Annotated in this window: 24 protein-coding genes; 10 read left to right on the forward strand and 14 right to left on the reverse strand. The window is 62.5% G+C overall.

The window, feature by feature from the left end; all coding sequences use genetic code 11:
- Window positions 1-96: 96 nt before the first annotated feature.
- A complete protein-coding gene (locus O4H31_RS00360; RefSeq protein WP_269341693.1) occupies window positions 97-687 on the forward strand; it encodes a lytic transglycosylase in 591 nt (196 codons plus the stop codon).
- Window positions 688-757: 70 nt separating this feature from the next.
- Here O4H31_RS00360 and O4H31_RS00365 read toward each other — a convergent pair whose 3' ends face one another.
- The 4 genes from O4H31_RS00365 to O4H31_RS00380 all read right to left on the reverse strand — a co-directional run bounded on the left by O4H31_RS00365 (window position 758) and on the right by O4H31_RS00380 (window position 7,108).
- Window positions 758-1,363 (reverse strand): LolA family protein, encoded by a 606-nt coding sequence (locus O4H31_RS00365; protein ID WP_269341695.1) that lies wholly within the window; start codon window positions 1,361-1,363, stop codon window positions 758-760.
- 177 nt (window positions 1,364-1,540) lie between these two features.
- Window positions 1,541-4,456, reverse strand: a complete 2,916-nt coding sequence (locus O4H31_RS00370) for a DNA translocase FtsK (RefSeq protein ID WP_269341697.1) — start codon at window positions 4,454-4,456, stop codon at window positions 1,541-1,543.
- Window positions 4,457-4,468: 12 nt separating this feature from the next.
- On the reverse strand, window positions 4,469-5,653 hold the full coding sequence (locus O4H31_RS00375) for an aminotransferase class I/II-fold pyridoxal phosphate-dependent enzyme (RefSeq protein WP_269341699.1): 1,185 nt from the start codon (window positions 5,651-5,653) through the stop codon (window positions 4,469-4,471).
- Window positions 5,654-5,773: 120 nt separating this feature from the next.
- Window positions 5,774-7,108, reverse strand: a complete 1,335-nt coding sequence (locus O4H31_RS00380) for an amidase (RefSeq protein ID WP_269342980.1) — start codon at window positions 7,106-7,108, stop codon at window positions 5,774-5,776.
- Between the two features lie 85 nt (window positions 7,109-7,193).
- On the opposite strand from O4H31_RS00380, the gene O4H31_RS00385 reads away from it, so the two are divergent.
- Window positions 7,194-8,420, forward strand: coding sequence for an FAD-dependent monooxygenase (locus tag O4H31_RS00385; RefSeq protein WP_269341701.1), 1,227 nt, complete (start codon window positions 7,194-7,196; stop codon window positions 8,418-8,420).
- Between the two features lie 10 nt (window positions 8,421-8,430).
- Here the strand turns inward: O4H31_RS00385 and O4H31_RS00390 are convergent, their stop codons facing one another.
- From O4H31_RS00390 to O4H31_RS00410, 5 genes are all read right to left on the reverse strand, one after another.
- Complete coding sequence (locus O4H31_RS00390) at window positions 8,431-8,613, reverse strand: Trm112 family protein (protein ID WP_269341702.1); 183 nt, start codon at window positions 8,611-8,613, stop codon at window positions 8,431-8,433.
- A complete protein-coding gene (locus tag O4H31_RS00395; protein ID WP_067937478.1) occupies window positions 8,610-9,254 on the reverse strand; it encodes an LON peptidase substrate-binding domain-containing protein in 645 nt (214 codons plus the stop codon). Before O4H31_RS00395 ends, O4H31_RS00390 begins: the two co-directional genes overlap by 4 nt.
- 27 nt (window positions 9,255-9,281) lie before the next feature.
- Window positions 9,282-10,202 carry a thioredoxin gene (trxA, locus tag O4H31_RS00400; RefSeq protein WP_269341708.1) on the reverse strand — a complete coding sequence of 307 codons (921 nt, stop codon included), beginning with the start codon at window positions 10,200-10,202 and terminating at the stop codon, window positions 9,282-9,284.
- A 54-nt stretch (window positions 10,203-10,256) separates the two neighbouring features.
- Window positions 10,257-11,045 (reverse strand): exodeoxyribonuclease III, encoded by a 789-nt coding sequence (locus tag O4H31_RS00405; RefSeq protein ID WP_269341710.1) that lies wholly within the window; start codon window positions 11,043-11,045, stop codon window positions 10,257-10,259.
- 262 nt (window positions 11,046-11,307) lie between these two features.
- Window positions 11,308-11,994 carry a response regulator transcription factor gene (locus tag O4H31_RS00410; RefSeq protein WP_067261731.1) on the reverse strand — a complete coding sequence of 229 codons (687 nt, stop codon included), beginning with the start codon at window positions 11,992-11,994 and terminating at the stop codon, window positions 11,308-11,310.
- Window positions 11,995-12,156: 162 nt separating this feature from the next.
- Here O4H31_RS00410 and ribA point away from each other — a divergent pair, with 162 nt between their 5' ends.
- Window positions 12,157-13,248 carry a GTP cyclohydrolase II gene (ribA, locus tag O4H31_RS00415; RefSeq protein WP_269341713.1) on the forward strand — a complete coding sequence of 364 codons (1,092 nt, stop codon included), beginning with the start codon at window positions 12,157-12,159 and terminating at the stop codon, window positions 13,246-13,248.
- The gene (locus tag O4H31_RS00420) at window positions 13,245-13,739 is read left to right on the forward strand and encodes a L,D-transpeptidase family protein (protein ID WP_269341715.1); all 495 of its coding nucleotides are present in this window, start codon (window positions 13,245-13,247) and stop codon (window positions 13,737-13,739) included. The genes ribA and O4H31_RS00420 overlap by 4 nt, the downstream gene beginning before the upstream one ends.
- On the opposite strand, the gene O4H31_RS00425 is transcribed toward O4H31_RS00420, so the two are convergent.
- Window positions 13,729-14,382, reverse strand: a complete 654-nt coding sequence (locus O4H31_RS00425) for a YggS family pyridoxal phosphate-dependent enzyme (RefSeq protein WP_269341717.1) — start codon at window positions 14,380-14,382, stop codon at window positions 13,729-13,731. The two genes, O4H31_RS00420 and O4H31_RS00425, sit on opposite strands and share 11 nt — an antisense overlap.
- A gap of 102 nt (window positions 14,383-14,484) precedes the next feature.
- Complete coding sequence (locus O4H31_RS00430; RefSeq protein WP_269341719.1) at window positions 14,485-15,372, reverse strand: porin; 888 nt, start codon at window positions 15,370-15,372, stop codon at window positions 14,485-14,487.
- Window positions 15,373-15,663: 291 nt separating this feature from the next.
- Between O4H31_RS00430 and O4H31_RS00435 the strand changes: the two genes are divergently transcribed.
- The 5 genes from O4H31_RS00435 (at window position 15,664) to O4H31_RS00455 (ending at window position 20,882) form a co-directional block, all read left to right on the forward strand.
- A complete protein-coding gene (locus tag O4H31_RS00435) occupies window positions 15,664-16,158 on the forward strand; it encodes a DUF3576 domain-containing protein (RefSeq protein ID WP_269341721.1) in 495 nt (164 codons plus the stop codon).
- 82 nt (window positions 16,159-16,240) lie between these two features.
- Window positions 16,241-18,787, forward strand: coding sequence for a leucine--tRNA ligase (gene leuS / locus O4H31_RS00440; protein WP_269341724.1), 2,547 nt, complete (start codon window positions 16,241-16,243; stop codon window positions 18,785-18,787).
- Window positions 18,774-19,274: an LPS assembly lipoprotein LptE gene (gene lptE, locus O4H31_RS00445; protein ID WP_269341726.1), complete on the forward strand. Its 501-nt coding sequence runs from the start codon at window positions 18,774-18,776 to the stop codon at window positions 19,272-19,274. The genes leuS and lptE overlap by 14 nt, the downstream gene beginning before the upstream one ends.
- Entirely contained in the window at window positions 19,271-20,269 is a 999-nt protein-coding gene (gene holA / locus O4H31_RS00450) for a DNA polymerase III subunit delta (protein WP_269341728.1), read from the forward strand. Before lptE ends, holA begins: the two co-directional genes overlap by 4 nt.
- 19 nt (window positions 20,270-20,288) lie before the next feature.
- Complete coding sequence (locus O4H31_RS00455; RefSeq protein WP_269341730.1) at window positions 20,289-20,882, forward strand: glutathione S-transferase family protein; 594 nt, start codon at window positions 20,289-20,291, stop codon at window positions 20,880-20,882.
- On the opposite strand, the gene O4H31_RS00460 is transcribed toward O4H31_RS00455, so the two are convergent.
- Entirely contained in the window at window positions 20,879-22,057 is a 1,179-nt protein-coding gene (locus O4H31_RS00460; RefSeq protein WP_269341732.1) for a TIGR03862 family flavoprotein, read from the reverse strand. The two genes, O4H31_RS00455 and O4H31_RS00460, sit on opposite strands and share 4 nt — an antisense overlap.
- A 121-nt stretch (window positions 22,058-22,178) precedes the next feature.
- Here O4H31_RS00460 and O4H31_RS00465 point away from each other — a divergent pair, with 121 nt between their 5' ends.
- A complete protein-coding gene (locus tag O4H31_RS00465; protein ID WP_269341734.1) occupies window positions 22,179-22,484 on the forward strand; it encodes an HNH endonuclease in 306 nt (101 codons plus the stop codon).
- On the opposite strand, the gene O4H31_RS00470 is transcribed toward O4H31_RS00465, so the two are convergent.
- The gene (locus tag O4H31_RS00470; RefSeq protein WP_269341736.1) at window positions 22,481-23,092 is read right to left on the reverse strand and encodes an enoyl-CoA hydratase/isomerase family protein; all 612 of its coding nucleotides are present in this window, start codon (window positions 23,090-23,092) and stop codon (window positions 22,481-22,483) included. The genes O4H31_RS00465 and O4H31_RS00470 overlap by 4 nt on opposite strands.
- Window positions 23,089-23,838, reverse strand: a complete 750-nt coding sequence (locus O4H31_RS00475; protein WP_269341738.1) for an SDR family oxidoreductase — start codon at window positions 23,836-23,838, stop codon at window positions 23,089-23,091. The genes O4H31_RS00470 and O4H31_RS00475 overlap by 4 nt, the downstream gene beginning before the upstream one ends.
- Window positions 23,839-23,911: the final 73 nt, after the last annotated feature.

Genomic DNA, 23,911 nt, shown 5'->3' on the forward strand with positions numbered 1-23,911 from the left:
GGGCATTTTCCCAATTTAGTGATGTGATGAAGGGGGTGAATCGGTTAAAGTCCTTTGAAAAAACGTCCCCTAACAAAAACGAGAGGCGAGAGGCAGATGAGCAAGCATTTTTGCGCAATGATGATCGTACTGCTGGTGGCATCCTGCGGCGGCGGGCCTCAAACGGCCCCGCGTGATCTGGATAACGCCTGCACGATCCTGAAAGAGCACCCCGACTATCTGAGGGCATTCCGCGCGACCGAGCGCAAATGGGGTGTACCGATCCACGTGCAGATGGCCACCATCCACCAAGAAAGCAAATTCGTGGCTGACGCGCGGACGCCGTTCAAATACGTGCTGGGCGTGATCCCAATGGGCCGTCAGTCCAGCGCCTTTGGTTATTCACAAGCCTTGGACGCGACATGGGATGAATATCTGGAATCCGAAGGCCGCTGGCGTGCGAAACGCGACGAAATCCGCGACGCGAGCGATTTCATGGGCTGGTACATGAACCTGACGCGCGACCGGAACGGCGTGTCCCTGCATGACGCCCGCAACCAATACCTCGCCTATCACGAGGGGCACACGGGTTTTTCCCGGCAAAGCTACAACAGCAAGGCTTGGCTGGTCGGGGTCGCGGGCAAGGTCGATTCCCGCGCCAAACTGTATGAAAGACAAATCGCCGGCTGCCGTTTGAGCCGCTGGTAAAAACGATCTAACCCAATGCAAAACGCCCCGGCTGGATCAGCCGGGGCGTTTTTTGTTTCAGCAGGGCCGCTTAGCGTTTGCTGCCTGCCCGTGCGCCTGCGGTGTCAAACAAGCTGTTGGAGATATTGCCCCCCACCTGCATGTCGCCCAGCACAACGGTCGTGGCGCTGCCATTGCCGTCATTGATGATCCACTGACGCAGCTGCACCGGGTTGCCGGTGAACTTCATCTGGATGTTGCCATATTGCGGGTTGGCGGGGTCTTGGGCCGTGACCGTTGTGGCGGTGCCGTCATAGCTGTGACCCGTCACCATTTTGGCGCGGCCCAGATTGACGTTTTCCGCCAAAATGATCGACAGCGGGGTACGCGCCAATGGGTAAGTCTCCGCCGGTTGGTTGGATTTCTTGTCATAGATCACAACCGTATTGGCACCCGCGACGACCAGACCGGAATCCGGCGCGTTATATTCGAAACGTACCTTACCGGGGCGTTTGATATAGATCGTGCCCGAGCTGATCGACCCATCATCGTTGATCTGGGTGAAATCGCCCTTGGCGGTCCGAAGCTGGTTCAGATAGCCCGAAATCTCGCCCAGCGACAGTTGCTGCGCCGCCGCCGCGAGGGGGGCGGATACGGCCAAACCAATCGCCAGAATCGCAGAAGTAAGTTTACGCATGTTGTTCGTCCTGTGTTGCCTCACGCTCTGACATAGGGCGGGTTGCCGTGATATTCGATATCAGGGGGCGGTTTTTCGCTATCGCCCCTCACCCGGCCCATAAAAAACACCGCCGGGACAGTGATCCGGGCGGTGTTTTTATGTCTATCCCCCAAGAGGGGAGGGGGAGATCGCCCCCTATGCCTGTTCCGGTACCAGAATTTCGCGCTTGCCAACGTGGTTGGCCGGAGAGACAAGCCCTTCGTCTTCCATCTGCTCAACCAGTCGCGCGGCCTTGTTATAGCCGATCGCCAGTTTCCGCTGGATGTAGGAGGTCGAGCATTTGCGGTCTTTGATGACCACCTGAACGGCGGTGTCATAAAGCGCGTCTTCGCCATCGGTATTGCCGCCAAGGCCCAGCACCGCGTCGATGTTGCTTTCCTTGTCCTCGGACGGCCCTTCGACCACGCCGCCGACATAGTCGGGCTCACCGAACTGCTTGAGGTGGTTGACGATCTCTTCGACCTCTTCGTCGCTGACGAATGGCCCGTGGCAGCGGGTGATCTTGGCCCCGCCTGCCATATAAAGCATGTCGCCCATGCCCAGCAGCTGCTCGGCACCCATCTCACCCAGAATCGTGCGGCTGTCGATTTTCGAGGTCACTTGGAAGGAAATTCGCGTCGGGAAGTTCGCCTTGATCGTGCCGGTGATAACATCGACCGAGGGGCGCTGCGTCGCCATAATCAAGTGGATACCCGATGCCCGCGCCATCTGCGCCAGACGCTGAATGCAGGCTTCGATTTCCTTGCCCGCGACCATCATCAGGTCGGCCATCTCGTCGACGATAACGACGATATAGGGCAGCGCCTCGGGGGTATTTTCTTCGGTCTCAAAGATTGGCTCGCCGGTGTCCTCGTCAAAACCGGTCTGCACGGTACGAGAGAACATCTCGCCCTTGGCCAACGCTTCACGGACGCGACCGTTGTAGCCTTCGATGTTCCGCACGCCCATCTTGGACATCTTGCGATAGCGTTCTTCCATCTCGCCCACGGTCCATTTCAGCGCGACCACGGCCTTTTTCGGGTCGGTCACAACCGGGGACAGCAGGTGTGGGATGCCGTCATAGACGCTGAGTTCCAGCATCTTGGGGTCGATCATGATCATCCGGCATTCCTGCGGCGTCAGCTTGTACAGCAGCGACAGGATCATCGTGTTGATCGCCACGGATTTACCCGACCCTGTGGTCCCCGCGATCAGCAGGTGCGGCATTTTCGCAAGGTTGGCGACAACCGGATCACCGCCGATGTCCTTGCCAAGCGCCAGCGGCAGGCGCTGGTTGCCGTCGCCGAAATCACGGCTCGACAGGATCTCGCGCAGGATCACCTTCTCGCGGTTCTCATTGGGCAGTTCGATTCCGATCACGCTGCGGCCCGGCACGGTGGAAACACGCGCCGACAGCGCGGCCATAGAGCGCGCGATGTCATCCGCCAAACCGATGACGCGGCTGGCCTTGAGACCCGGCGCAGGCTCAAGCTCATACATGGTGACGACGGGGCCGGGGCGCACGGCGACGATCTCGCCCTTGACGCCGTAATCGTCGAGCACCGTTTCCAGCATCCGCGCGTTTTCTTCCAGCGCCTCGTCGCTCAGGTGCAGACGCTGCACGCTCTCGGGGCTTTCCAAAAGGCTCAGCGGCGGCAATTCGAAACCGGGGTGCGTGTCGTCGAAGGTCAAGGTGGGCTGCGCTTCGACCTGCGCCTGTTTCGAGGGCTGGACAGGTTTGCGGGTGGGCTGCTGCACCACTTTGCGCGGCTCGGCCACGGGGATTTTCATCGCCTCTGGCGCGGGCGTTTGCTGCAACGGCAGGGTTTCAGAGGTGACGGTATCCTCGTAGCGCTCAACCATCGGCTCTTGCATCATCGGCTCTTCGACCATCGGCTCCGGTGCCGGCTCAGGCTGCACCTGCGGTTTGCGCAGCAGCGGCTCGGGGCGCAAGGTCCCAGCCCCGGCGGTCAAAGGCGGCTCGGCGCGCAGGGTGGCGGGCTGGCTGGTGTTCAGCAACAGCGGGTCAGGCCCGCGGCCCCGGCCCTTGGTCAGCGGCGCGGTTGTGGGCGTGTGGATCGCATTGGCATTGCGGACGCGGTTCTTAATGACATCGGCGATCTTGCTCTTGATGCGCTCCTCGCCCGGTGTCTCATCCACGATCGCGTCGCTGTAGGTCTCGATCAGTTCCGGCTCGGGCATATCGTCCGCTTCGGGGCGTTTGATAAGACCAGGCATGCGGCCAAACAGGCTGCGCGGCTCTGCTTCCGGCTCGGCCATTGGGGCTTGCTGCGCGTAGTAATCCTGACCTGCGTCCTGTGCGGCCCAAGTCTCGGCTTCCTCTGCCTCCTGACGGCGACGCTCACGGCGTTCGGCCTGACGGGCCGACAGGTTCTGCGCGGCAACGACGGCACCGCTGGCCCCCCGGCCCAACAGGGTCATCAACCCGGCATAGGCCATGATCAGACCGACCAGCAGGAACCGCGTGATGCGCATCAACTCGGCCTTGGTGAAGCCCAGCACAAAAGCACCCAGAGCCAGAATCGCCACGCCCATCAAAAGCGACATCAGCTTGACCGTCAGGGTCGAGCCGATGGGCAAGACCGTCAGCAACGCGCCCATAACGGTATCGCCAAAAAGCCCGCCCAGACCGAAGCTATGGGTCAGCAGCCATTCCTGACCAGGGGCCAGCGTCGCGGCATAGATCGCCCCAAGAGCGACGGCGATGGGGGCAAAGATCAGACGCCCAAGAGCGCGGTCGTCGCCTTGATGCAGCGCGAAACGCCCACCCCAGAACAGCAGGACGATGGCGATGCCCCAAGCGCCCCAGCCCACGATCATGAACAGTGGTGCCGCGATGGAGGCACCTATCCGGCCCATCCAGTTCTGCACCGGCGCATCGGTCGAGACCATCCAGTTTGGATCGTCGGGCGTGTAGCTGCCGATCATCATGGCGGCCATAATGCCCAGCATGATCAGCGCCAGCCCCAGCAGTTCACGACCGCGCTTTTCGATTGCCTCGGCCATGTTGCTGTCTAGCAATGGATCGCGTCCCCGTGTCTGATATGCCATGTCGTCCCTCGCTTATGTCGAATACAGACAGTCGCGGATCGCTTCCAACCCGCGCGTCGTTTCGTCTTTTGGAGCCACCAAGGCGACCCGAATGTAATTCTGACCGGGATTGTTCCCGGCAACGTTCTGCGCCAGATAGCTGCCAGGCAGCACCCGCACGCCTGTCTCGCGCCACAGTTTCAACGCCGCGGCCTCATCATCCTCGACCGGGAGCCATAGAAAGAACCCAGCCTCGGGGCTCGCATAGCCCGGCACATTGCCAAAGATACGGTCGGCGATGGCGTATTTCTCTTGGTAGAGCGCGCGGTTCTCCTCCACATGCGCTTCATCCGCCCAAACGGCGGCAGCGGCCTGTTGCAAGGGCAGCGGCAACGGCGCGCCCGCGTAATTGCGCAACTGTTTGATCTCGCGCATCGTCTCTGCCCCGCTGGCGGCAAAACCCGCCCGCAGCCCCGGCAGGTTGGAGCGTTTCGACAGCGAGTGGAAGATCACAACGCGGTTGCGGTCGGTGCCGAGTTCCTCAACCACCTCCAACGCGCCGGTGGGCGGCGTGTCGCGGTAGATCTCGGAATAGCATTCATCAGCAAAAATCAGGAAATCATATTTCTCGGCCAGCGCGATCAGATCGGCCCAGTAATCGCGCGAGGCGACAACGCCCTGCGGATTGGCGGGGGAGCAAAGATAGGCCGCCGTGGTGCGGCGGAGCACCTCTTCGGGCAAGCTGGCGAAATCGGGCAAATGCCCGGTCTCGGCGGTGGCGGGGACCATGATCGGCTCCGCTGCGCCCGAAATCGCGCCGATCATATAAACTTGGTAGAACGGGTTCGGCATTAGAATCGCCGATTTCTCCCCATTCTTGGTCGTTGGGCAGAGCGCGATGACGGCGTTGTACAGCCCCTCGCGGGTTCCGTTCAGGGCCATAACCTCACTGTCGGGGTCCATTTCGACCCCGTAGCGGCGGGCAATCCATGCGGCGATGGCGCCGCGCAATTCGGGCGAGCCGTCGTTTGGCGGGTATTTGTTAAAGCCTTCGGCGTGTTTCGTGATCTCATCCGTGACCCAAGCCGGAAACGCATGTTTCGGCTCGCCAATGGTCATATGGATAGGCGTACCGCCGCCCTCATGCCCATCAAGCAAGGCGCGCAGGCGCGGCCACACGTGGGCCGGAAGGTTCGAAAACCGCTCGGAATACATCATCAAAACTGCCTCGGATCGGGATCATTTGCGCCCCGTTTGCCCCAAGGTACCCAAGGGCGTCCCTCCCGTCCAGAAAAACCGGGAGATTTGCGGCCCTTGTGGCTTTTCGGTCGTGCGCTGTTATGCCTCGCGCAGGGCCGCTTCAGCCGCTGCGCCAAGGCGCAAAAGCTGCTCTTCGGCATTGGGAGCCGCCATCAAAGAGATGCCGCAGGACGGCGTTCCGGTTGGCAACGTAAGCGCGCAGAGCCCCATCAGATTCGCGACTCGCGTGTTGCGCAGAGACAGGAGATTCTGCGCGAGGTAATAGTCGTGATCGCTGTTCAGCCGCTCAATGTTCGGTGGCAGCATCGGTGCAGTTGGCACCAGCACCGCGTCATAGCCTGCAACGGCACGGTCATAGCCCGCCCGCGCCAGATCAAGCTTGGCCCAAGCAGCAACGTAATCGGGGCCGGAGAACCCCTTACCCAACCGAAAACGCTCAAGAATTTCGGTGAACATCGCCTCTGGATTGGCCTCGATGACATCTCGCCAAAGACCGTAGGCTTCGGTGGTGTAGAGGCAAGAACTCAGCGGCATCGCGTCTTCGACTTCGGGCACGACGATTTCATCGACAGTGGCACCTGCGTCTCTAAGCCGCTCTACTGCCGCTTCAAAAGCCGCTTTCGGCTCCTCGGAAAGCTCTTCCATCACGACATTGGTCAGCACCGCGAAGCGACAGCCCTCCAATTCGCTTTCCTGCAAATCAGCAGGCTTCGCCCCTTCCAAAATACCCAGCAGCAGCGCCGCGTCCTCAACAGAACGGCAAAGCGGGCCGACCGTATCGAACTTCGCCGCCAACGGCACCGTCCCGGCCAGAGATACGCGGCCCGCTGTGGTTTTGAGCCCCACCAGATCGTTCCACGCCGCCGGGATACGCACAGAGCCGCCCGTATCAGAGCCAATCGCCGCCGCCGCCAGCCCGAAGGCCACCGACGCCGCGGCCCCGGAAGATGAACCGCCCGAAACACTGTCCGGCTCGTTCACACAAGGCGGCGTCGCGGTGCTGGGGTTATGACCAAGGCCCGAGAAGGCCAATTCGCTCATGTGGGTCTTGCCCAGACAGACCAGCCCCATCGCCGTCGCATTGGCCAGAACTTCCGCATCACGCTCCGGCACGCGGCCTTCTAGCAGCTTGGTCCCCGCCTCCGTCGCTGTGCCGGCGGTATCGAATAGGTCTTTCCAAGAGATTGGCACACCATCGAGCGGCGACAAGCGCTGATCGTCGCGGGCGCGCTCTGCCGCTGCGGCGGCTTCGGCGCGGGCGCGGTCATGGGTGACGCGGGCATAGATACGGTCGCGCATCGGGAGCGCGTCGATGGCATCGAGATAAGTATCGCAGAGCGTCACCGGGTCGATGTCCCCTGTCGCGATCCCGCGGCCCAGATCCGCTGCCGTCATTTCCAACCATTCGCGCATGTCGTACCCCTTGCCGATGTTCGCGGCGAACCTAGCGACCGTTCGGCGCATGGACAATCCCCGCGCGCAGGTCATATCTAGGGCCATGGATTTTGACCACGATATCGCGATCATCGGCGGCGGGCTGAACGGCCCTGCCCTTGCCTTGGCCCTCAGCCGCGCCGGGTTGCGTGTGGCGGTGATCGACGCCCTGCCCGCGCAGACCTTTGAGAACGCCGACTTCGATGGCCGTGCCTATGCGCTGGCACTGACTTCGGTGCGACTGATGGAAGGCCTCGGCATCTGGCCCGAAATCGCCGGTGACGCTCAGCCGATGCTGGAGATCAAAGTCACCGACGGGCGTGCCGGAACCGGCCCCTCGCCGATGTTCATGCATTTCGACCATGCCGAGATCGAAGAAGGCCCGATGGGTCATATGGTCGAAGACCGCCACCTACGGCGCGCCTTGCTAAAGGCCGTCGCGGCTGATCCGGCGATCACCCTGTTGAACGACACCCGCGTCACCGATCAAACGGTCGAGCCGACCGGCATCACCCTGACGCTGGAGGGTGGCAAGACCCTGCGCGCGCGGCTGGCCGTGGGCGCCGATGGGCGCGGCAGCGGCACGGCTGAACGCGCGGGCATCAAGCGCATCGCATGGTCCTATGGTCAAACGGCGCTGGTCTGTGTGGTCGATCACGAAAAACCGCATCACGGCATCGCGCATCAGTTCTTCATGCCCCCCGGCCCGCTGGCAATCTTGCCGCTGACCGGCAACCGCTCGCTGATCGTTTGGAGCGAAGCCAGCGCCAATGCCGCCGCCATCAATTCCCTGCCGGATGCGCAATACCTCGACGTGCTGCGCCCGCGCTTTGGCAGCTTTCTGGGGGAGCTTTCCCTGACCGGCCCGCGCTACAGCTATCCGCTGGGCCTGTCGCTGGCGCATTCCATGACCGCCCCGCGCGTGGCGCTTTTGGGCGACGCGGCCCATGGCGTGCACCCCATCGCGGGACAGGGGTTGAACGCGGGTCTACGCGATGTGGCGGCCTTGGCCGAGGTAATCGCTGATGCGGTGCGCCGTGGTGAAGACCCCGGAAACGACGCGATACTGGCGCGCTATCAGGAATGGCGGCGGTTCGACAATGCCAGCCTTGCGCTTGCGACCGATAGCTTCAACCGATTGTTTTCGAACGATAATGCGTTTTTGCGCCTGGCCCGCGACATGGGCATGGCTGCGATCAACGCCCTGCCCGGCCTGCGGCGGACCTTCATCCGCGAAGCGGCGGGGCTGACGGGTGACCTGCCCCGATTGATGCGTGGGAAGCCCCTTTAGCGGGGCCCAGTTACAGCGTCCGCGCCTCATCCGGCAGCATCACCGGAATGCCATTGCGGATCGGATAGGCCAGCCCGGCAGCTTTCGACACCAGTTCTTGCTTTTCCGCGTTATAGGTCAGCGTCGTCTGGGTGCGCGGGCAGATCAATGCCTCCAACATCCGGCGGTCGAATTGAACGGTCGCATCCGTCATTGCATCAAGCCCTCTTCCTGACCGCCGCGCATCGCGAATTCGATCAATGTCACCAATGTCTCGCGCCGGGTTTCCAGCGACGGCGCCTCTAGCAACGCCTGTTTATCCTCGGCCTCAAACTCCAACATCATCGACAGGGAGTTTATCAGCAGCTCATCCTCGGCATCTTTCAACGTGTCCCAATCAGCCGAGAGGCCGCGGGTGTCGAAATACCGCCCCAAGAGATCAAGAAACCGCGCCCGGTCGAAACTGTCGTCGACCTCATCCTCGCCCAAGTCACGGTCAAAGCCCGCCCAGTTCACATCGCAGCGGCGATAGGGGGAAAAGCCCTCAATCTCTTCCACCACGCGAAAGCGTGAGACGCCGCCAAGGGTCACCATATAGCGGCCATCCTCGGTCTCGGAAAACTGGGTGATGCGGCCCGCGCAGCCTATCTGGTGCAGCCCGTTGCCGTCGCGGCCGGGCATCTCGTTGGGCTGGACCATGCCAATCAACCGCGTGTCAGTTTTGAGCGCGTCTTCGATCATCTGAAGGTAACGCGGCTCGAAGATATGCAGCGGCAGGCGCGAGCGGGGCAGCAGCAGCGCCCCTGCCAACGGAAAGATCGCAATAGTCTTGGGCAGTTCTGCTGGCTTGATCATGACAAGGGACTTAGCGCGCCCGTCTCCTCAGGCAAATATCATTGACGACAGTTTGCGACGGCCATTGAGCACCACCGGATCATTGGGCTTAAGCGCCTCAAAAATAGTGAAAAGCTGCGTTTTGGCGGCGCTGTCATTCCACTCACGGTCCCGACGGAACAGTTCCAACAGGTGATCGACAGCGGCCTCGGCATCGTCATGCGCGTAAAGCGCTTGGGCCAGATCGAAGCGCGCTTGATGATCGTCGGGATTGGCCTCGACCGTCTCGGTCAACTCGGCCACGGGGCCGGCATCGGCGGCCTGATGCGCCAGTTGAAGCTGGGCGTGGGCGGCTTCAAGCTCGGGGGCTTTGGAGATTTCGATCGGCGCGCCGTTCAGCAGGGCTTCGGCCTGATCCAATGCGCCCATGGCGATATGGGACCGGACCATGCCGCCATAGGCGGGCGCGTTCATCGGGTCTTCTTCCAGAATTGCGGCAAAGGTCTGCGCCGCATCCGTGGCGGCACCCTCGGCCAGCATCTCTTCGGCTGCAGCGACGGCATCGGCCAGCGTATCACCGGGCGCTTCGCCGCCCCCCGCCTTTACCACGCGATCGACGAAAGCCTTGATCTCGGACTGCGGCAGCGCGCCTTGGAAACCGTCGACCGGCTGGCCTTTGAAAAAGGCATAGACCGTGGGGATCGACTGGATCTGCAATTGGCCCGCGATGTTCTGGGCCTCATCGACATTGACCTTCACCATCTTCACCGCGCCCTTGGCCGCGCGCACGGCGTCCTCCAACATCGGGCCAAGCGTCTTGCAGGGGCCGCACCACGGCGCCCAGAAATCAACGATGACCGGCACCATTTGCGAGGCATCGACCACGTCAGCCATGAAGGTCGCCTCGGTCGTGTCCTTGATCAGGTCGGCATCCGCAGGGACGGCGGTGGAAAGGTTCAAGTCGGTCATGCTGTTATCCTCGCTAATCGCGTTTGGCCTTATATGGACGTGCGGGGGCGCGATTCAAAGGTCAAAACTGGCAAAAACCGGCGCGTGGTCGCTGGGTTTCTCCCAACCGCGCGCATCGCGGACGATATGGCTGGAGTGCCCGGCCTGTGCGATATCAGAGGTGGCCCAGATGTGATCGAGCCTGCGGCCCTTGTCGGCGGCATCCCAATCGGCGGCGCGGTAGGACCACCAGCTATATAGGTTACCCGCGGGCACATCCTGCCGGGTGATGTCGACCCAATCGCCCGCATCCTGCGCCGCGCCAAGCGCTTCGACTTCGACCGGCGTGTGGCTGACGATCTTCAACAGCTTTTTGTGGTCCCAGACATCATCCTCGCGCGGGGCGATGTTCAGGTCGCCCACAAGGATCGACTTCTCGGGTTTGTCGCTATGAAACCAGTCGCGCATTTCCGAGAGGTAATCGAGCTTCTGGCCAAATTTCTCATTGATCTCGCGGTTGGGTTTGTCCCCGCCTGCGGGGACGTAGAAATTATGGATCGTGGTGCCGTTTTCCAGCTTTGCCGCGACGTGGCGGGCGTGGCCCAACATGGCGAAATCCTGATCGCCCGCATCCACCAAGGGCAGCTTCGACAGGATCGCCACGCCGTTGTAGCCCTTCTGACCGCGCGCCACCATGTGCGTATAGCCAGCCGCCTTGAACGCCTCGACCGGGATCTTGTCGACCGGGCTTTTGCACTCTTGCAGGCACAGCACATCAGGCCCGTGTTCGGCCAGCAGCTTCAGCACCAAAGGCTCGCGCAGACGGACAGAGTTGATGTTCCAAGTGGCGAGAGAGAAGGACATGGGGAAGGCTCCGGTCTGGGGGTAGGTCGGCACAATAACGCGGGTGGCGCGGGGGTGCCATGCGGAAATCTGCGCACAAGTCTCTGGGGCTAAAGATGGACAGCAGATAAAAAAAGGCCGGGCACTATGGCCCGGCCAGTCCAACAGGGAGGTATGTACCTTTACCCGGGTACAAAAGTCGGGCTTCAAACCGAGTGGCGGGTCATGAAAACCCCGCCTCTCAGGGTTTCCAACCAAACGAGGTTGGAAATGGTTCCCGGTTTTATGCCATCAGGCGATAACCACCGGATTCAGTCACCAGCAAGCGGGCATTCGAAGGGTCAGGCTCGATCTTCTGCCGCAGGCGGTAAATATGGGTTTCAAGCGTGTGGGTCGTGACGCCCGCGTTGTAGCCCCAAACCTCATGCAGCAACACATCGCGCGGCACCACACCATCGTTGGAGCGGTAGAGGAACTTGAGGATATTGGTCTCTTTCTCGGTCAGACGCACCTTGCGGTCGTCCTCCGTGGTCAGAACCTTCATCGCGGGCTTGAACGTATAGGGTCCAAGCTGGAACACGGCATCTTCGGATTGCTCGTGCTGGCGAAGCTGCGCACGGATACGGGCCAGAAGGACGGGGAATTTGAACGGTTTGGTGACATAGTCATTCGCCCCCGCATCAAGGCCGAGGATGGTATCGGCATCGGTGTCATGGCCGGTCAGCATCAGGATCGGGCTTTTCACCCCCTGTTTGCGCATCAGACGGCAAAGCTCGCGCCCATCGGTATCGGGCAGGCCCACGTCGAGGATGATGAGATCATAGAGCGCCTCTTTCGCCTTGGTCATCGCCTCGGTGCCGTTGGCGGCCTCGAACACATCGAAATCCTCGGTCATGATAAGCTGTTCACTCAGCGCTTCGCGCAGGTCATCGTCATCGTCAACGAGCAGGATTTTCTTAAGCTGGGCCATCTATCTCTCCGTCTGTTGCCTTATACATGCGCTTCGGCACGGTGTCCGACAAGGGATGTGACCACTGTCTCACAGCCTCGTGTCAACAAAGCGTGAAATGTTTCAATTCCTTGGGATATAACTTAGATAAACGCTGAAGCCTTTGCGGAGTTGCAACAAACCATGAGTTTCGCCCCGGACATCACCGAACAACTGGCGCGTGCGCGGGCCGATTTACGCATGGGCGTGCCCGTGGTTTTGGCCGGTGGGGCGCAGGCCGCGCTTGTGCTGGCGGCGGAGACGTTGACCGCGCAGCGCCTTGCGGATGTACTGACCTTGGGCGGTGCGCCGGTACTGGCGATCACCGCGCGGCGAGCGGAAACGCTTAAGGCGCGCGCCTATGACGGCAATCTCGCGCGCGTGCTGCTGCCCCCCGGTGCAACGCCCGCTTGGGTGCAAAGCATTGCCGATCCGGCGGATGACCTGCGCGCCCCGATGAAAGGGCCACTGCAGACCGCGCGGGGCGGGGATACGGCCGCCCATAGCGCCGCGCTTGATCTGGTTAAGGCCGCGCGGATGCTGCCCGCCGCATTGGTGCTGGACCTGCCGCAGGGCGCTGACTTCGCGCGACTGCATGGGTTGACCCTGATCGATCTCACCGCTGCCGCCCCCATCCTCGCCCGTCGTAGCGCCCTGCACCCGGTGGTCAACGCCCGCCTGCCGATGGAAGTGTCTGAGGCGGGTCGTCTGCATATCTTCCGCCCTGAGGACGGTGGCGAAGAGCATTATGCCATCGAGATTGGCCGCCCTGCCCGCAACACGCCCGTTCTCTGCCGTCTGCACTCGGCCTGTTTCACCGGCGATCTTATGGGCAGCCTGAAATGCGATTGCGGCCCACAGCTTCGCGCGGCACTGGCGCAGATGGGGGGCGAAGGCAACGGCGTGTTGCTCTACCTCAATCAAGAGGGGCGCGGCATCGGCCTTGCCAACAAGATGCGCGCCTATTCTTTGCAGGATCAGGGTTTTGACACGGTTGAAGCCAATCATCGCCTCGGCTTTGAGGATGATGAGCGCGATTTCCGCCTCGGCGCGGACATTCTGCGCTCGATGGGGTTCTCCGCCGTTCGGTTGCTGACCAACAACCCGCGCAAGGTGGGCATGATGGAGCAAAGCGGCGTTGCCGTCACCGAACGTGTCCCGCTGGCCGTGGGCGAGAACCGCCACAACAGCGCCTATCTGGCTACCAAGGCCGCGAAATCGGGACATCTTCTGTGACGCCGAGTGACATGGTTCTGACGCCGACGGGCCTGCGGTTTCAGGGGCGGCGCTATGCCTGTAGCATCGGCAAGGGCGGTATGACCCATGACAAACGCGAAGGCGACGGGGCCACGCCGCGCGGGATCCATCGTTTGGTGGGGATGCTCTATCGGCCTGACCGTATCCCTGCCCCAAGCGCTTGGGCGCAGCCGATCGGGCCCGGTGATCTGTGGTCGGACGCCAGCGGCCAGCCTGACTACAACCACCGCGTCCATGCTCCCTACCCCCATAGCCACGAGGCGCTGCGCCGCGCCGACCCGCTCTATGACTTGGTGATCCTGACCGATTGGAACTGGCCAGAGGCCGAGGCGGGGCGCGGCTCCGCGATCTTTATTCACCAGTGGCGGCGGCCCGGCTACCCGACCGAGGGCTGCATCGCCTTTGCGCGGGACGATCTTCATGAGATCGCGGCCCGTGTCGGCCCGGCGACGCGGCTGATTATTCGCTAACCCGCTCGCCAAAGATGGCGGAGCCGACGCGCACATGGGTGGCACCAAGCGCGATGGCCTGCTCGAAATCACCGCTCATGCCCATCGACAGGCCGCTTAGTTCGTTGCGGGCGGCGATCTTCGCCAGCAGGGCGAAATGCAGCGATGGGGCCTCATCCACCGGGGGGATGCACATCAGCCCTTTGATCGGCAGGTCCAGCGCACGGCATTCGGCAATGAAATCATCCGCCTCACGGGGCATCACCCCGGCCTTCTGATCTTCTTCGCCGGTGTTGACCTGAATGAACAGATCAGGGCAGCGGCCCATTTCCTGCGCCAGACGCGCGATGGTCTTGGCCAGCTTGGGGCGGTCGACCGTGTGGATCGCCTCTGCCAGTTCCATCGCCTGACGGACCTTGTTGCTTTGCAAAGGGCCGATGATGTGCAGGTCGATCCCGTCGAAATCCTCGCGGAAGCCGGGCCATTTGCCCGCCGCCTCTTGCACGCGGTTCTCGCCGAAAGAGCGGTGCCCCTCTTCCAAGACCGCACGCACACGCGCGTCGGGCTGAACCTTGCTGACGGCAATCAAGGTGACCGATCCCGCCGCGCGGCCTGCATCGGCTTCAGCTTTCGTGATGCGGTTTTGGATGTCGCTCAGACTCATTTTCGGCCCTCCATGTCAGGCGCGCAGAAAACAACAGCACCGGGCAAAAGAAAAGGGGCAGACCGAAAGGCCTGCCCCAATATTCAGAGTATGTCGTTCAACTTAGAAGTTGAAGCGAACACCCATGTCGGCAACGGTGTCGCCGTCGAACTGCTTAACCACACCGCCGCGCAGCGAGGTGCCGCCGCCCAGGTCGTGGTTGAAGTCGATGCCGTAACCGGTGTCTGCGCCGTCTTGGTCGCCAACATAGACTTCAACGTCTGTCGCTGCGCCAACGTCGAAGCGGCCAGCCAGGACAACGCGGTCGCCGTTTGTGCCGTTGTCAGCATAGGCCAGAGTTACGTCGGCGATGCCGAAGGAACCACCAGCTGTTGCTGTCCACTCGGTGTCGCCCGCGTTGTCGGAGTCTTGGCCACCAACTGCGAAGGTCCAGCCGCTCCATGTGTAAGCAACGTAGCCTGCAACACGGTCGCTTACGTCAGAAGCCGAAACGTGCACTGCCAGGTCACCAGCGGAGTACAGAACTTCAACACCGTTCAGAGCGCCGTCACCAGTGGAGGTGTATGCGTCGCCGTTGCCGTCAAATACAGTGTAGTCATAACCCAGGCCGGTCAGACCCATGTCGACGGGGTACTGACCTGGCATGGATTCCAGAGCACCGAAGATGTTGCCAACGCCAACTTCGAAGCCGCCGGAGCGTGCGAAGTAACGAACGCCGTTGAAGTCTGCGCCTGCACCATTGGTGGTGCCGTTGCCGTCAGCTTGGATACGTGCACGTGCACCGAAGACAACGCCTGCATCGGATTCAGCAGTCGCGTCGATCTGGAGACGCATACGCGATGTCAGGTCTGTGGAGCTGTCCAGCAGGGGGTTGGAGTCGTTGTCGTTGTACATAACGCCGAAACGGCCGTAGCCACCGAATGTTACGTCTGCTGCTGCTACACCGGCGGTCGCAACCAGGGCTGTTGTAGCGAAGAGAACTTTTTTCATGAGTTTTCCCTCGGTTTGAATTCATATGCCCAGACCGGGGAATCCGGTAAGGGTATGAAGGGTGTTTGCCCCCAATGCCCCGCACTTGGCAAGGTTCACGCGCCCCCCGCCCTCAATGTCGCTGACGCTGGTGCAGCTATGCCACAGTTTCGCCGCCCGAGGCTGCCCCGCCTGCCCGCTACTGCCTTTGGCACAGGGGCAGAGCGCCCGAACAGGCACCTATGACATAGACCTTGCCGATAAGGGCCTGCTTGGATAGACCGGAGCGCAAACAGGCAAAGGAAAGCTGCAATGGCCCTTCGTACCGCTTGCAAATTGGCAATCACCATTCTGGCGCTCAGCGCGCTCACCGCCTGTGGCGGGCGCTTTGGCAGCCCGGCCAGAGAGCTTCCGGATCAATACACCAATCCGAACAACCCCAATAACATCGAGACCAATCCAGACAATACGATCTGGTCGATCTTCAACCGCAAGAACACCGACACCAGCGTTTCGGTGAACAAATACCTCTGGTCGGCCTCGCTGGAAGTGCTGAACTTCTTGCCGGTGCAATCGGTCGATCCTTTCACCGGGGTTATCGTCACGGGCTACGGCACCCCTCCGGGCGGTGGCCGTGCGTATCGCGCGACCGTGCTGATCGACGACCCGGCACTGGACGCCCGCTCGCTCAACGTGGCGCTGCAATCCTCGGGCGGCCAGCCGGTGGCACGGGCGACAACCCGCGCGGTAGAGGATGCGATCCTCAGCCGGGCGCGGGAAATGCGCGTGTCCGACAGCAAATTCTGAGCCCGCTTAACTCAACACGTTTCCAACGCCGGGCCTTGTGAAAGCAGCAGCCCGGCGTTTTTCATGTCACGAAGGTCCCCTCATGCCCCGCTATACCCCCGCCGAGATCGAAGCCCGCTGGCAGCAAGCCTGGGAAAAGGATGGCGTCTTTCAGGCCGTTCGCAACGCCGACAAGCCGAAATACTATGTGCTTGAGATGTTCCCCTACCCCTCGGGCCGCATCCACATGGGGCATGTGCGCAACTACACGATGGGCGATGTGATCGCGCGCTACAAGATTGCCACCGGGCATAACGTGCTGCACCCGATGGGCTGGGACGCCTTTGGCATGCCCGCCGAAAACGCCGCCATGGCCATCGGCGGCCACCCGGCGGATTGGACCTATGACAACATCGCCGAGATGAAAAAGCAGATGAAGCCGCTCGGCCTGTCGATTGACTGGTCGCGCGAGATCGCTACCTGCCACCCCGGCTACTACGGCCAGCAGCAGGCGCTGTTTTTGGACTTCCTCAAAGAGGGGCTGGTCTACCGCAAAAACGCCGTGGTGAACTGGGACCCGGTCGATATGACCGTGCTGGCCAACGAGCAGGTCGAAAACGGCTGCGGCTGGCGCTCTGGCGCGCCGGTAGAGCGGCGCGAGTTGACGCAGTGGTTCTTCAAGATTTCGGATCACTCCGAAGAGCTGCTCTCGGCGCTCGACAGCCTCGACAACTGGCCCGCGAAGGTAAAGCTGATGCAGGCGAACTGGATCGGCAAATCGCGCGGGCTGCAGTTTGCCTTCTCGACCATCGAAGCGCCTGAAGGTTTCGACCGCATCGAAGTCTACACCACCCGCCCCGATACGCTGCTGGGCGCGTCTTTTGTCGGCATTTCGCCCGACCACCCGCTGGCCAAAACGCTGGAGCGGGACGATGAAGCCGTCGCAGCCTTCTGCGCCGAATGCCGCAAGGGCGGCACCACCGAAGAGGCGATCGAGACCGCCGAGAAGCTGGGCTATGACACCGGCATCCGCGTGCGCCATCCCTTTGATACGGCCCATGAACTGCCCGTCTATATCGCCAACTTCATCTTGATGGACTACGGCACCGGCGCAATCTTTGGCTGCCCAGGCCACGACCAACGCGATTTCGACTTTGCCAGCAAATACGATCTGCCGATCATCTCGACCTTTCTGCCCTCGGAAGATGCCTCACCCAAGCTCGACGAAGCCTTCGTGCCGCAGAAATCGGAAAAGGTGTTCTATAACCGTGGCTTCGCGGGCGACCAGTGGCAGACCGGCGAAGACGCCGTCGACGCCGCCATCGCCTTTTGCGAGGAAAACGGCATCGGCCAAGGCGTCACCAAATACCGCCTGCGCGACTGGGGCCTCTCGCGCCAGCGCTACTGGGGTTGCCCGATCCCCGTTGTCCATTGTGACGACTGCGGCGTGGTGCCGGAAAAGAAAGAGAACCTGCCGATCGAGCTGCCCTACGACGTCAGCTTTGACACACCCGGCAACCCGCTCGACCGCCACCCGACATGGCGCAACTGCGCCTGCCCCGCCTGCGGCAAGGACGCGCTGCGCGAGACTGACACGATGGACACTTTCGTCGACAGCTCGTGGTATTTCGCCCGCTTCACCGCGCCGCGTGCGGAGACGCCGACCGTCATGGAAGACGCGCAATATTGGATGAACGTCGATCAATATATCGGCGGCATTGAACACGCGATCCTGCACCTGCTTTACTCGCGCTTCTTTGCCCGTGCGATGCAGATCACTGGCCACCTGCCCGAAAGCGCTGTTGAGCCCTTCGACGCGCTCTTTACCCAAGGCATGGTGACGCATGAGATCTACCAGACCCGCGACGGCAATGGCCGCCCGGTCTATCACCTCCCCGAAGAGGTGACCGAGGGCAAATTGGCAGACGGCACCGAGGTTGAGATCATCCCCTCCGCCAAAATGTCGAAGTCTAAGAAAAACGTCGTCGACCCGCTGCACATCATCTCGAACTATGGCGCCGACACCGCGCGTTGGTTCGTGCTGAGCGATTCGCCCCCCGAGCGGGACGTGGAATGGACCGCCAGCGGGGCCGAGGCGTCTTACAAGCACCTGTCGCGCGTGTGGAACATCTGCGACCGCGTGAGCGAAATGGACCGCGATGCAACCGGCACCGGCGATGACGATCTGCTGCGCGCCATGCACAAAACGATCCATGATGTGACGATGGGCGTGGAATCCTTCGGCTTTAACGCGGCGATTGCCAAGCTCTATGCCTTCACCGCCACTTTGCAGAAATCCAAGGCGGGCTATGCCGCGCAGCGCGAAGCGATCATGACGCTGGCGCAGTTGATGTCGCCGATGACCCCGCACCTGTCGGAAGACATCTGGGCACATCAAGGCGGCGAAGGGCTGATCACCAAGGCCCCATGGCCCAAGGCCGATGAGAAGATGCTGGTCGATGACACCGTGACCCTGCCGATCCAGATCAACGGCAAACGCCGGGCGGAAATTCAGGTGCCCGCCGACATGTCCAAGGAAGAGGTTGAAAAAATCGCGCTGGCGCATGAAGCTGTCATTCGAACGCTGGACGGGGCCACACCGAAAAAGGTCATCGTCGTGCCCGGACGGATTGTGAATGTCGTTGCCTAAGCCCGCCCATATGCGCCGCCGCTTCCTGCTGGGCCTGCCTCTGCTGGCGCTCGCTGCCTGCGGGTTCGAGCCGGTCTATGGCCCCGGCGGCGCGGGCACGGCCCTGCAAAACCGCGTGTTGGTGGATGCGCCGGAAGACCGCTTTGGCTATTTTCTGGTGCGCGAGGTGGAAACCCGCTTGGGCCGCGCGGCCACGCCCCATTGGGGGCTGGCGCTGACTACCACCACAACCGAAGACGGGCTGGCCATCGACAGCGAAGGCAACACCCGGCGCTATAACCTGCTGGGCACCACCTCTTACGCCCTGCGCGACCTCGACAGCGGGCAGATCGTGACCTCGGGCAAGGTCGAAAGCTTCACCGGCTATTCCGCCACCGGCACCACCGTCGCCACCCGCGCCGCCGAGTTGGATGCGCAGGAACGCCTGATGGTGATTCTGGCTGACCTCGTCGTGAGCCGTCTTTACGCGGCTGACCTGCCGCAATGAAGCTCACCCCGCGCGAGGCGAAACCCTATTTCGCGCGGCCTGATCCCGCGCGGACGGGGCTTTTGATCTACGGCAGCGATGCCATGCGCGTGGCGCTGAAACGGCAGGAATTCCTGAAAAACCTGCTCGGCGCCAATGCCGAAGAGGAAATGCGCCTCAGCCGGATGCCCGCAGGCGAATTGCGCCGCGATCCGGCGGTGCTGTTGGACGCGATCAAGGCCGTCGGGTTCTTCCCCGGCCCGCGTGCCGCGCTGGTGGAAGAGGCGAATGACAATATCGCCAAAATCTTGCTCGACGCGCTGAAAGACTGGCAGCCGGGCGACGCGCAGATCATCGTCACGGCGGGCGATCTGAAAAAGACGTCCAAGGTGCTCAAAGCCTTTGAGAGCCACCCCAACGCCTATGCCACCGCGATCTATGACAATCCGCCCGACCGGGCCGAGATCGAACAGATGCTAAAGGATGCGGGCCTCACACCCGAGGCCGACGCGATGGCCGCGCTCAGCGATCTGGCCCGCACGCTTGATCCGGGTGATTTCCGCCAAACGCTAGAGAAGATCACGCTCTATAAACTGGGCGACAGCAGCCCCATCGGGCTGGAAGACATCGCCGCCTGCGCCCCCACCTCGACCGAGGCCGAGGTGGACGACATCCTGCATGTGGTCGCCGAGACCCGCGCCGCCGAGATCGGCCCGGTGATGAGCAAGCTGCAAGGCCAAGGCGTGAACCCGGTGACGCTGACCATCATGGCGACCCGGCATTTCCGCACCCTCTACCGCATCGCCGCCAACCCCGGCGCGCCGATCTATGGCGTGCGCGACCGCGACCGCGCGATCCGGCAGGCGCGCAACTGGGGCGTCGTGAAGCTGGAAACCGCGCTTGCGGTGCTGACTGAGACCGACCTCAAGCTGCGCTCTGCCGGGCAGCACGCCCCGGCGCTGGCTTTGGTCGAGCGGGCCTTTATCCGTCTGGCGATGCTGGGCGCACAACGTTGATTTTGGAAGAGGAAATTCAATGTATACAGTCATCGGCGGCACCAAGTCCCGCGCGTTTCGCGTTATGTGGATGCTCGAAGAATTGGGCCAACCCTACGCGCTGAACCCCGCAGCACCCCGTTCGGAGGAGGCGCGCAAATACAACCCTTCGGGCAAGATCCCCGCGCTTGTGGACGGCGATGAGGTGCTGACCGATTCTATCGCAATCATGACCTATCTGGCCGACAAGCACGGCGCGCTGACTGCCCCCGCAGGCACGCCCGAACGCGCGCGGCAGGACGCATTGACCTTTTGGCTGATCGACGAGTTTGACGCGATCCTCTGGGCGGCGGCGAAACACAGTTTCATCTTCCCCGAAGAAGCGCGCGTGCCTGCGATCAAAGACAGCCTCAAGGCCGAGTTCGAGCTCGCGGCCAATGCGCTCTCCAACCGCCTAGAGGGACCGTTTCTGATGGGCGATCAGATCACCGTCCCCGACCTGCTGGCCGTGCATTGCATCAACTGGTCGATCGGCGCGAAATTCCCGCGTGTGGATGACAAGCTGAACCTCTGGGCAAAATCCCTGCGCGAACGCCCCGCTTTCGTCGCCGCGATGGCCAAGGAAAATGGTTAACGCCGCGCCCATTCCTCAGCATGGCGGCCCGCCCAATGGCCGGTCGCCAGACAGCCATTGATCAGATAGCCGCCCGTGGGCGCTTCCCAATCCAGCATTTCCCCGGCGGCAAAGACGCCCGGCACCTCGCGCAGCATCAGCCCCGCATCCAGCGCGTCGAGCGCTATCCCCCCCGCCGTCGAAATCGCCTCATCCGTCGGGCGCAGCCCGGCATGGGCGATGGGCAGGTCTTTCAGCAAGGCGGCCAGCGCCTCGGCCTCCTGCGGCAGCGGGCGCGCCATCTCTTGCAGCAGCGCGATCTGGGCGGGGGTCAGCTTCAGCCGCTTGCGCAGACGGTTGGCCTGACTGTCCTTGCCGCGCGGCTTCGCCAGACGCGCCGCCACGTCGCCAACCTGCAAGTCCGGCAACAGATCAAGCGCCAGCCCCTGCCCTTCGCGCAGCCCGCGCGAGACGCTGTAAATGCCCCCGCCCTCCAGCCCACGGGCCGAGATCACCGCCTCCCCACGTGAGGTGTAGGGGCCAGCGCGCCATGCCACACCCTTGAGCGCCGCGCCGAAATGGCGGGTCATATGCGGCGACCAATCGACCAGCAGCCCGATATTGGCCGGAGCGAAATCGCGCAGGGCCACGCCGCGCGTCGTCAACAGCGGCGCCCATACCCCGGTCGCGCCAAGCCGCCGCCAACTTGCACCGCCGAGGGCCAGTACCGTCACATCGGCCTCGACCACTTCCCGCCCGCCGGGCGTATCGAAGGTGAATGCATCCCCGTCCCAGCCCTGCCACTGCCAGCGGGTGTTGATCGTCACCCCGCAGTCCGTCAGCCGCGCAAGCCAAGCCCGCAGCAACGGAGAGGCTTTCATCGCACGGGGGAAAACCCGCCCCGTCGAGCCGGTAAAGACCTCTTGCCCCAGCCCTTCGGCCCAGTCCTGCACCGCTTGGGCATCGAAGGCTTCCAGCATCGGGCGCAAGGCGGTCTGCGCCTCTTCATAGGCGGCGAGAAAGGGCGCGAAAGGTTCGGACTTGGTCAGGTTCAACCCAGATTTACCCGCCATCAAGAACTTGCGACCGACCGAGGGCTTCGCCTCGCAAAGCGTGACCGACAGCCCCGCCTGCGCCATGACCTCGGCGGCCATCAGCCCTGCGGGGCCGCCCCCGATGACCAAGGCGCGGGTCACGCGGCGCGCTCTTGGGTCTGCATGTCTGACGGGGAAGCCATGGGCCTGTCCTTGCCTTGGGGAGGATTTGACACATTCTCTTGCCTGCCGTGGCCCTGCAATGCAAGCGAAAGGGAGACCCGTGACCCAAGGCGAGACTTTGCCAGATTGCCCGCTCTGCCTTCGGCCCATTCCTCGGGACGTGCCGCAGAGCCTGCATCACCTCATCCCCAAGCTGCGCGGCGGCAAGGGGGGCCCGACGGTGCTGATGCACCACATTTGCCACCGCGAGGTGCACGCCGCCCTGACCGAGACCGAACTGGCACGGCACTACAACACGCCCGAAGCGCTGCGCAGCCATCCGAGGCTGGCCAAATTCGCCGCATGGGTGGCGAAACGCCCGCCCGGTTTTCGTTCCAAAGTGCCGGGCGGTACGCGCAAACGTTAGGCGGGGCTGCACATCCGTTTGATTTCCTGCGCGATTTCGGGCCGCGCAGCCAGCGTATCGGCGGCCAGCGCCAGCGCGTGATCCTGCAGTTCCGCTTCGACGAGGCGGTCGATCAGGCCAAAGGTCAGCGCCTCCTCTGCCGTGATTTTCTGCCCGCCCATCAGCAAAAGCTTGGTCCGCGCGGGGCCGATCAGCGCCGCCATCCGCGCCGGGTCCGAGGGCTGCGGCAGAAACCCGAGCTTCATCACCGGATAGAAGAACTTTGCCCCCGGCACGGCGATGCGCAGATCGCAGGCCAGCGCCATGCCCATCGCACCGCCCGCCAGCGTGCCATTGAGCGCGGCAATGCTCAGCCCCGGCAGGGCCGCCACCGCGCCTGAAAGACGCTCCCAGACATCCGATTTCGCAAGGCCCGCGCGGGCTTCGTCAAGATCGGCCCCCGCGCTAAACACCTTGCCGCGACCGGTCAGGATCACCACGCGGGCGGCCTGTGCCTCCTCCATGATATCGGCCAGTTCGACCAGCATGGCATGGGTCAGGGAATTGGCCTTATCGGGGCGGTTGATCGTGACGGTCCAGATGTCGCCTGCGCGGTCAAGCTCGATCATATCAGGCCCACCGCCTTGCGGATGTCTTCATCGCGCAGGGAAATCTCATCGCCGAGGAAACGATCCGCCTCGGGGCCGCACATCCACAGCAGCGTGCGCGCAGGCCAATCGGCAGGGATATGCACGTCCCAGTCAAGCTGGCTGACCGGGTTCACGCCGCTGTCTTTGATGTCGCGCTGCATGTCGGTGGCCACGGTGCCCGGCGACAGACCGATGGCGCGGATGCCGTTGCCGCCCTCTTCGTGGTGCAAACACTGGGTCAGCATATTCGCCGCCGCCTTGGAGGCGCAGTAGTGGCTCCATGCCTCCACCGGGTTGTGCGCGGCCCCCGAAGAGATCGTTAGCACCGTGCCGCCGCCGTTTTCTTTCATCAGTGGCAGGGCTGCGCGCATGCCGTGAAAGACGCCAGTCACGTTGATGTTGATCGCCTTGGCCCAATCCGACGGATCGGCCTCTGCCATGAGCGAGATCGGATCGATCACGCCTGCATTGTTGATCAGCACATCCAGCCCGCCAAACGCCCGGCGCGTGGTCTCAACCGCAGAGGTCATCTCGTTATAGCGGGTCACATCGCAGGGGATGGCGATGACGCGATTGCCCAAATCTCCTGCCAATTCGGCGATGGCATCCTGACTGCGCGCCAACAGGGCGATATTGGCGCCCGCCTCGGCGAATACCCGCGCGGCGGCGGCGCCGATGCCCCGGCTGGCACCGGTAATCATGATCGTCTTGCCTGTCATGTCCATGGGGTGATCCTTCCGCTAATTTTGTACATTGCTTGGAGGCTGTGGTAATCTGCCGATCAACCCGGGTCCAGCC

The sequence above is a fragment of the Sulfitobacter dubius genome, assembly GCF_027214245.1.
Classification (GTDB): Bacteria; Pseudomonadota; Alphaproteobacteria; order Rhodobacterales; family Rhodobacteraceae; genus Sulfitobacter; species Sulfitobacter dubius_A.

Bases quoted from the DNA above. Each gene is read 5' to 3' on its own strand.
- O4H31_RS00475 (WP_269341738.1), bottom strand. From the start codon at position 23,838: ATGGACATGACAGGCAAGACGATCATGATTACCGGTGCCAGCCGGGGC.
- ribA (WP_269341713.1), top strand. From the start codon at position 12,157: ATGAGTTTCGCCCCGGACATCACCGAACAACTGGCGCGTGCGCGGGCC.
- O4H31_RS00405 (WP_269341710.1), bottom strand. From the start codon at position 11,045: ATGTCCTTCTCTCTCGCCACTTGGAACATCAACTCTGTCCGTCTGCGC.
- O4H31_RS00375 (WP_269341699.1), bottom strand. From the start codon at position 5,653: ATGATGTATTCCGAGCGGTTTTCGAACCTTCCGGCCCACGTGTGGCCG.
- O4H31_RS00425 (WP_269341717.1), bottom strand. From the start codon at position 14,382: ATGAGTCTGAGCGACATCCAAAACCGCATCACGAAAGCTGAAGCCGAT.
- O4H31_RS00435 (WP_269341721.1), top strand. From the start codon at position 15,664: ATGGCCCTTCGTACCGCTTGCAAATTGGCAATCACCATTCTGGCGCTC.
- lptE (WP_269341726.1), top strand. From the start codon at position 18,774: ATGTCGTTGCCTAAGCCCGCCCATATGCGCCGCCGCTTCCTGCTGGGC.
- O4H31_RS00370 (WP_269341697.1), bottom strand. From the start codon at position 4,456: ATGGCATATCAGACACGGGGACGCGATCCATTGCTAGACAGCAACATG.
- O4H31_RS00390 (WP_269341702.1), bottom strand. From the start codon at position 8,613: ATGACGGATGCGACCGTTCAATTCGACCGCCGGATGTTGGAGGCATTG.
- O4H31_RS00380 (WP_269342980.1), bottom strand. From the start codon at position 7,108: ATGCGCGAATGGTTGGAAATGACGGCAGCGGATCTGGGCCGCGGGATC.
- trxA (WP_269341708.1), bottom strand. From the start codon at position 10,202: ATGACCGACTTGAACCTTTCCACCGCCGTCCCTGCGGATGCCGACCTG.
- O4H31_RS00470 (WP_269341736.1), bottom strand. From the start codon at position 23,092: ATGATCGAGCTTGACCGCGCAGGCGACATCTGGACCGTCACGATCAAC.
- O4H31_RS00455 (WP_269341730.1), top strand. From the start codon at position 20,289: ATGTATACAGTCATCGGCGGCACCAAGTCCCGCGCGTTTCGCGTTATG.
- holA (WP_269341728.1), top strand. From the start codon at position 19,271: ATGAAGCTCACCCCGCGCGAGGCGAAACCCTATTTCGCGCGGCCTGAT.
- O4H31_RS00410 (WP_067261731.1), bottom strand. From the start codon at position 11,994: ATGGCCCAGCTTAAGAAAATCCTGCTCGTTGACGATGACGATGACCTG.
- O4H31_RS00360 (WP_269341693.1), top strand. From the start codon at position 97: ATGAGCAAGCATTTTTGCGCAATGATGATCGTACTGCTGGTGGCATCC.
- O4H31_RS00365 (WP_269341695.1), bottom strand. From the start codon at position 1,363: ATGCGTAAACTTACTTCTGCGATTCTGGCGATTGGTTTGGCCGTATCC.
- O4H31_RS00430 (WP_269341719.1), bottom strand. From the start codon at position 15,372: ATGAAAAAAGTTCTCTTCGCTACAACAGCCCTGGTTGCGACCGCCGGT.
- leuS (WP_269341724.1), top strand. From the start codon at position 16,241: ATGCCCCGCTATACCCCCGCCGAGATCGAAGCCCGCTGGCAGCAAGCC.
- O4H31_RS00385 (WP_269341701.1), top strand. From the start codon at position 7,194: ATGGATTTTGACCACGATATCGCGATCATCGGCGGCGGGCTGAACGGC.
- O4H31_RS00395 (WP_067937478.1), bottom strand. From the start codon at position 9,254: ATGATCAAGCCAGCAGAACTGCCCAAGACTATTGCGATCTTTCCGTTG.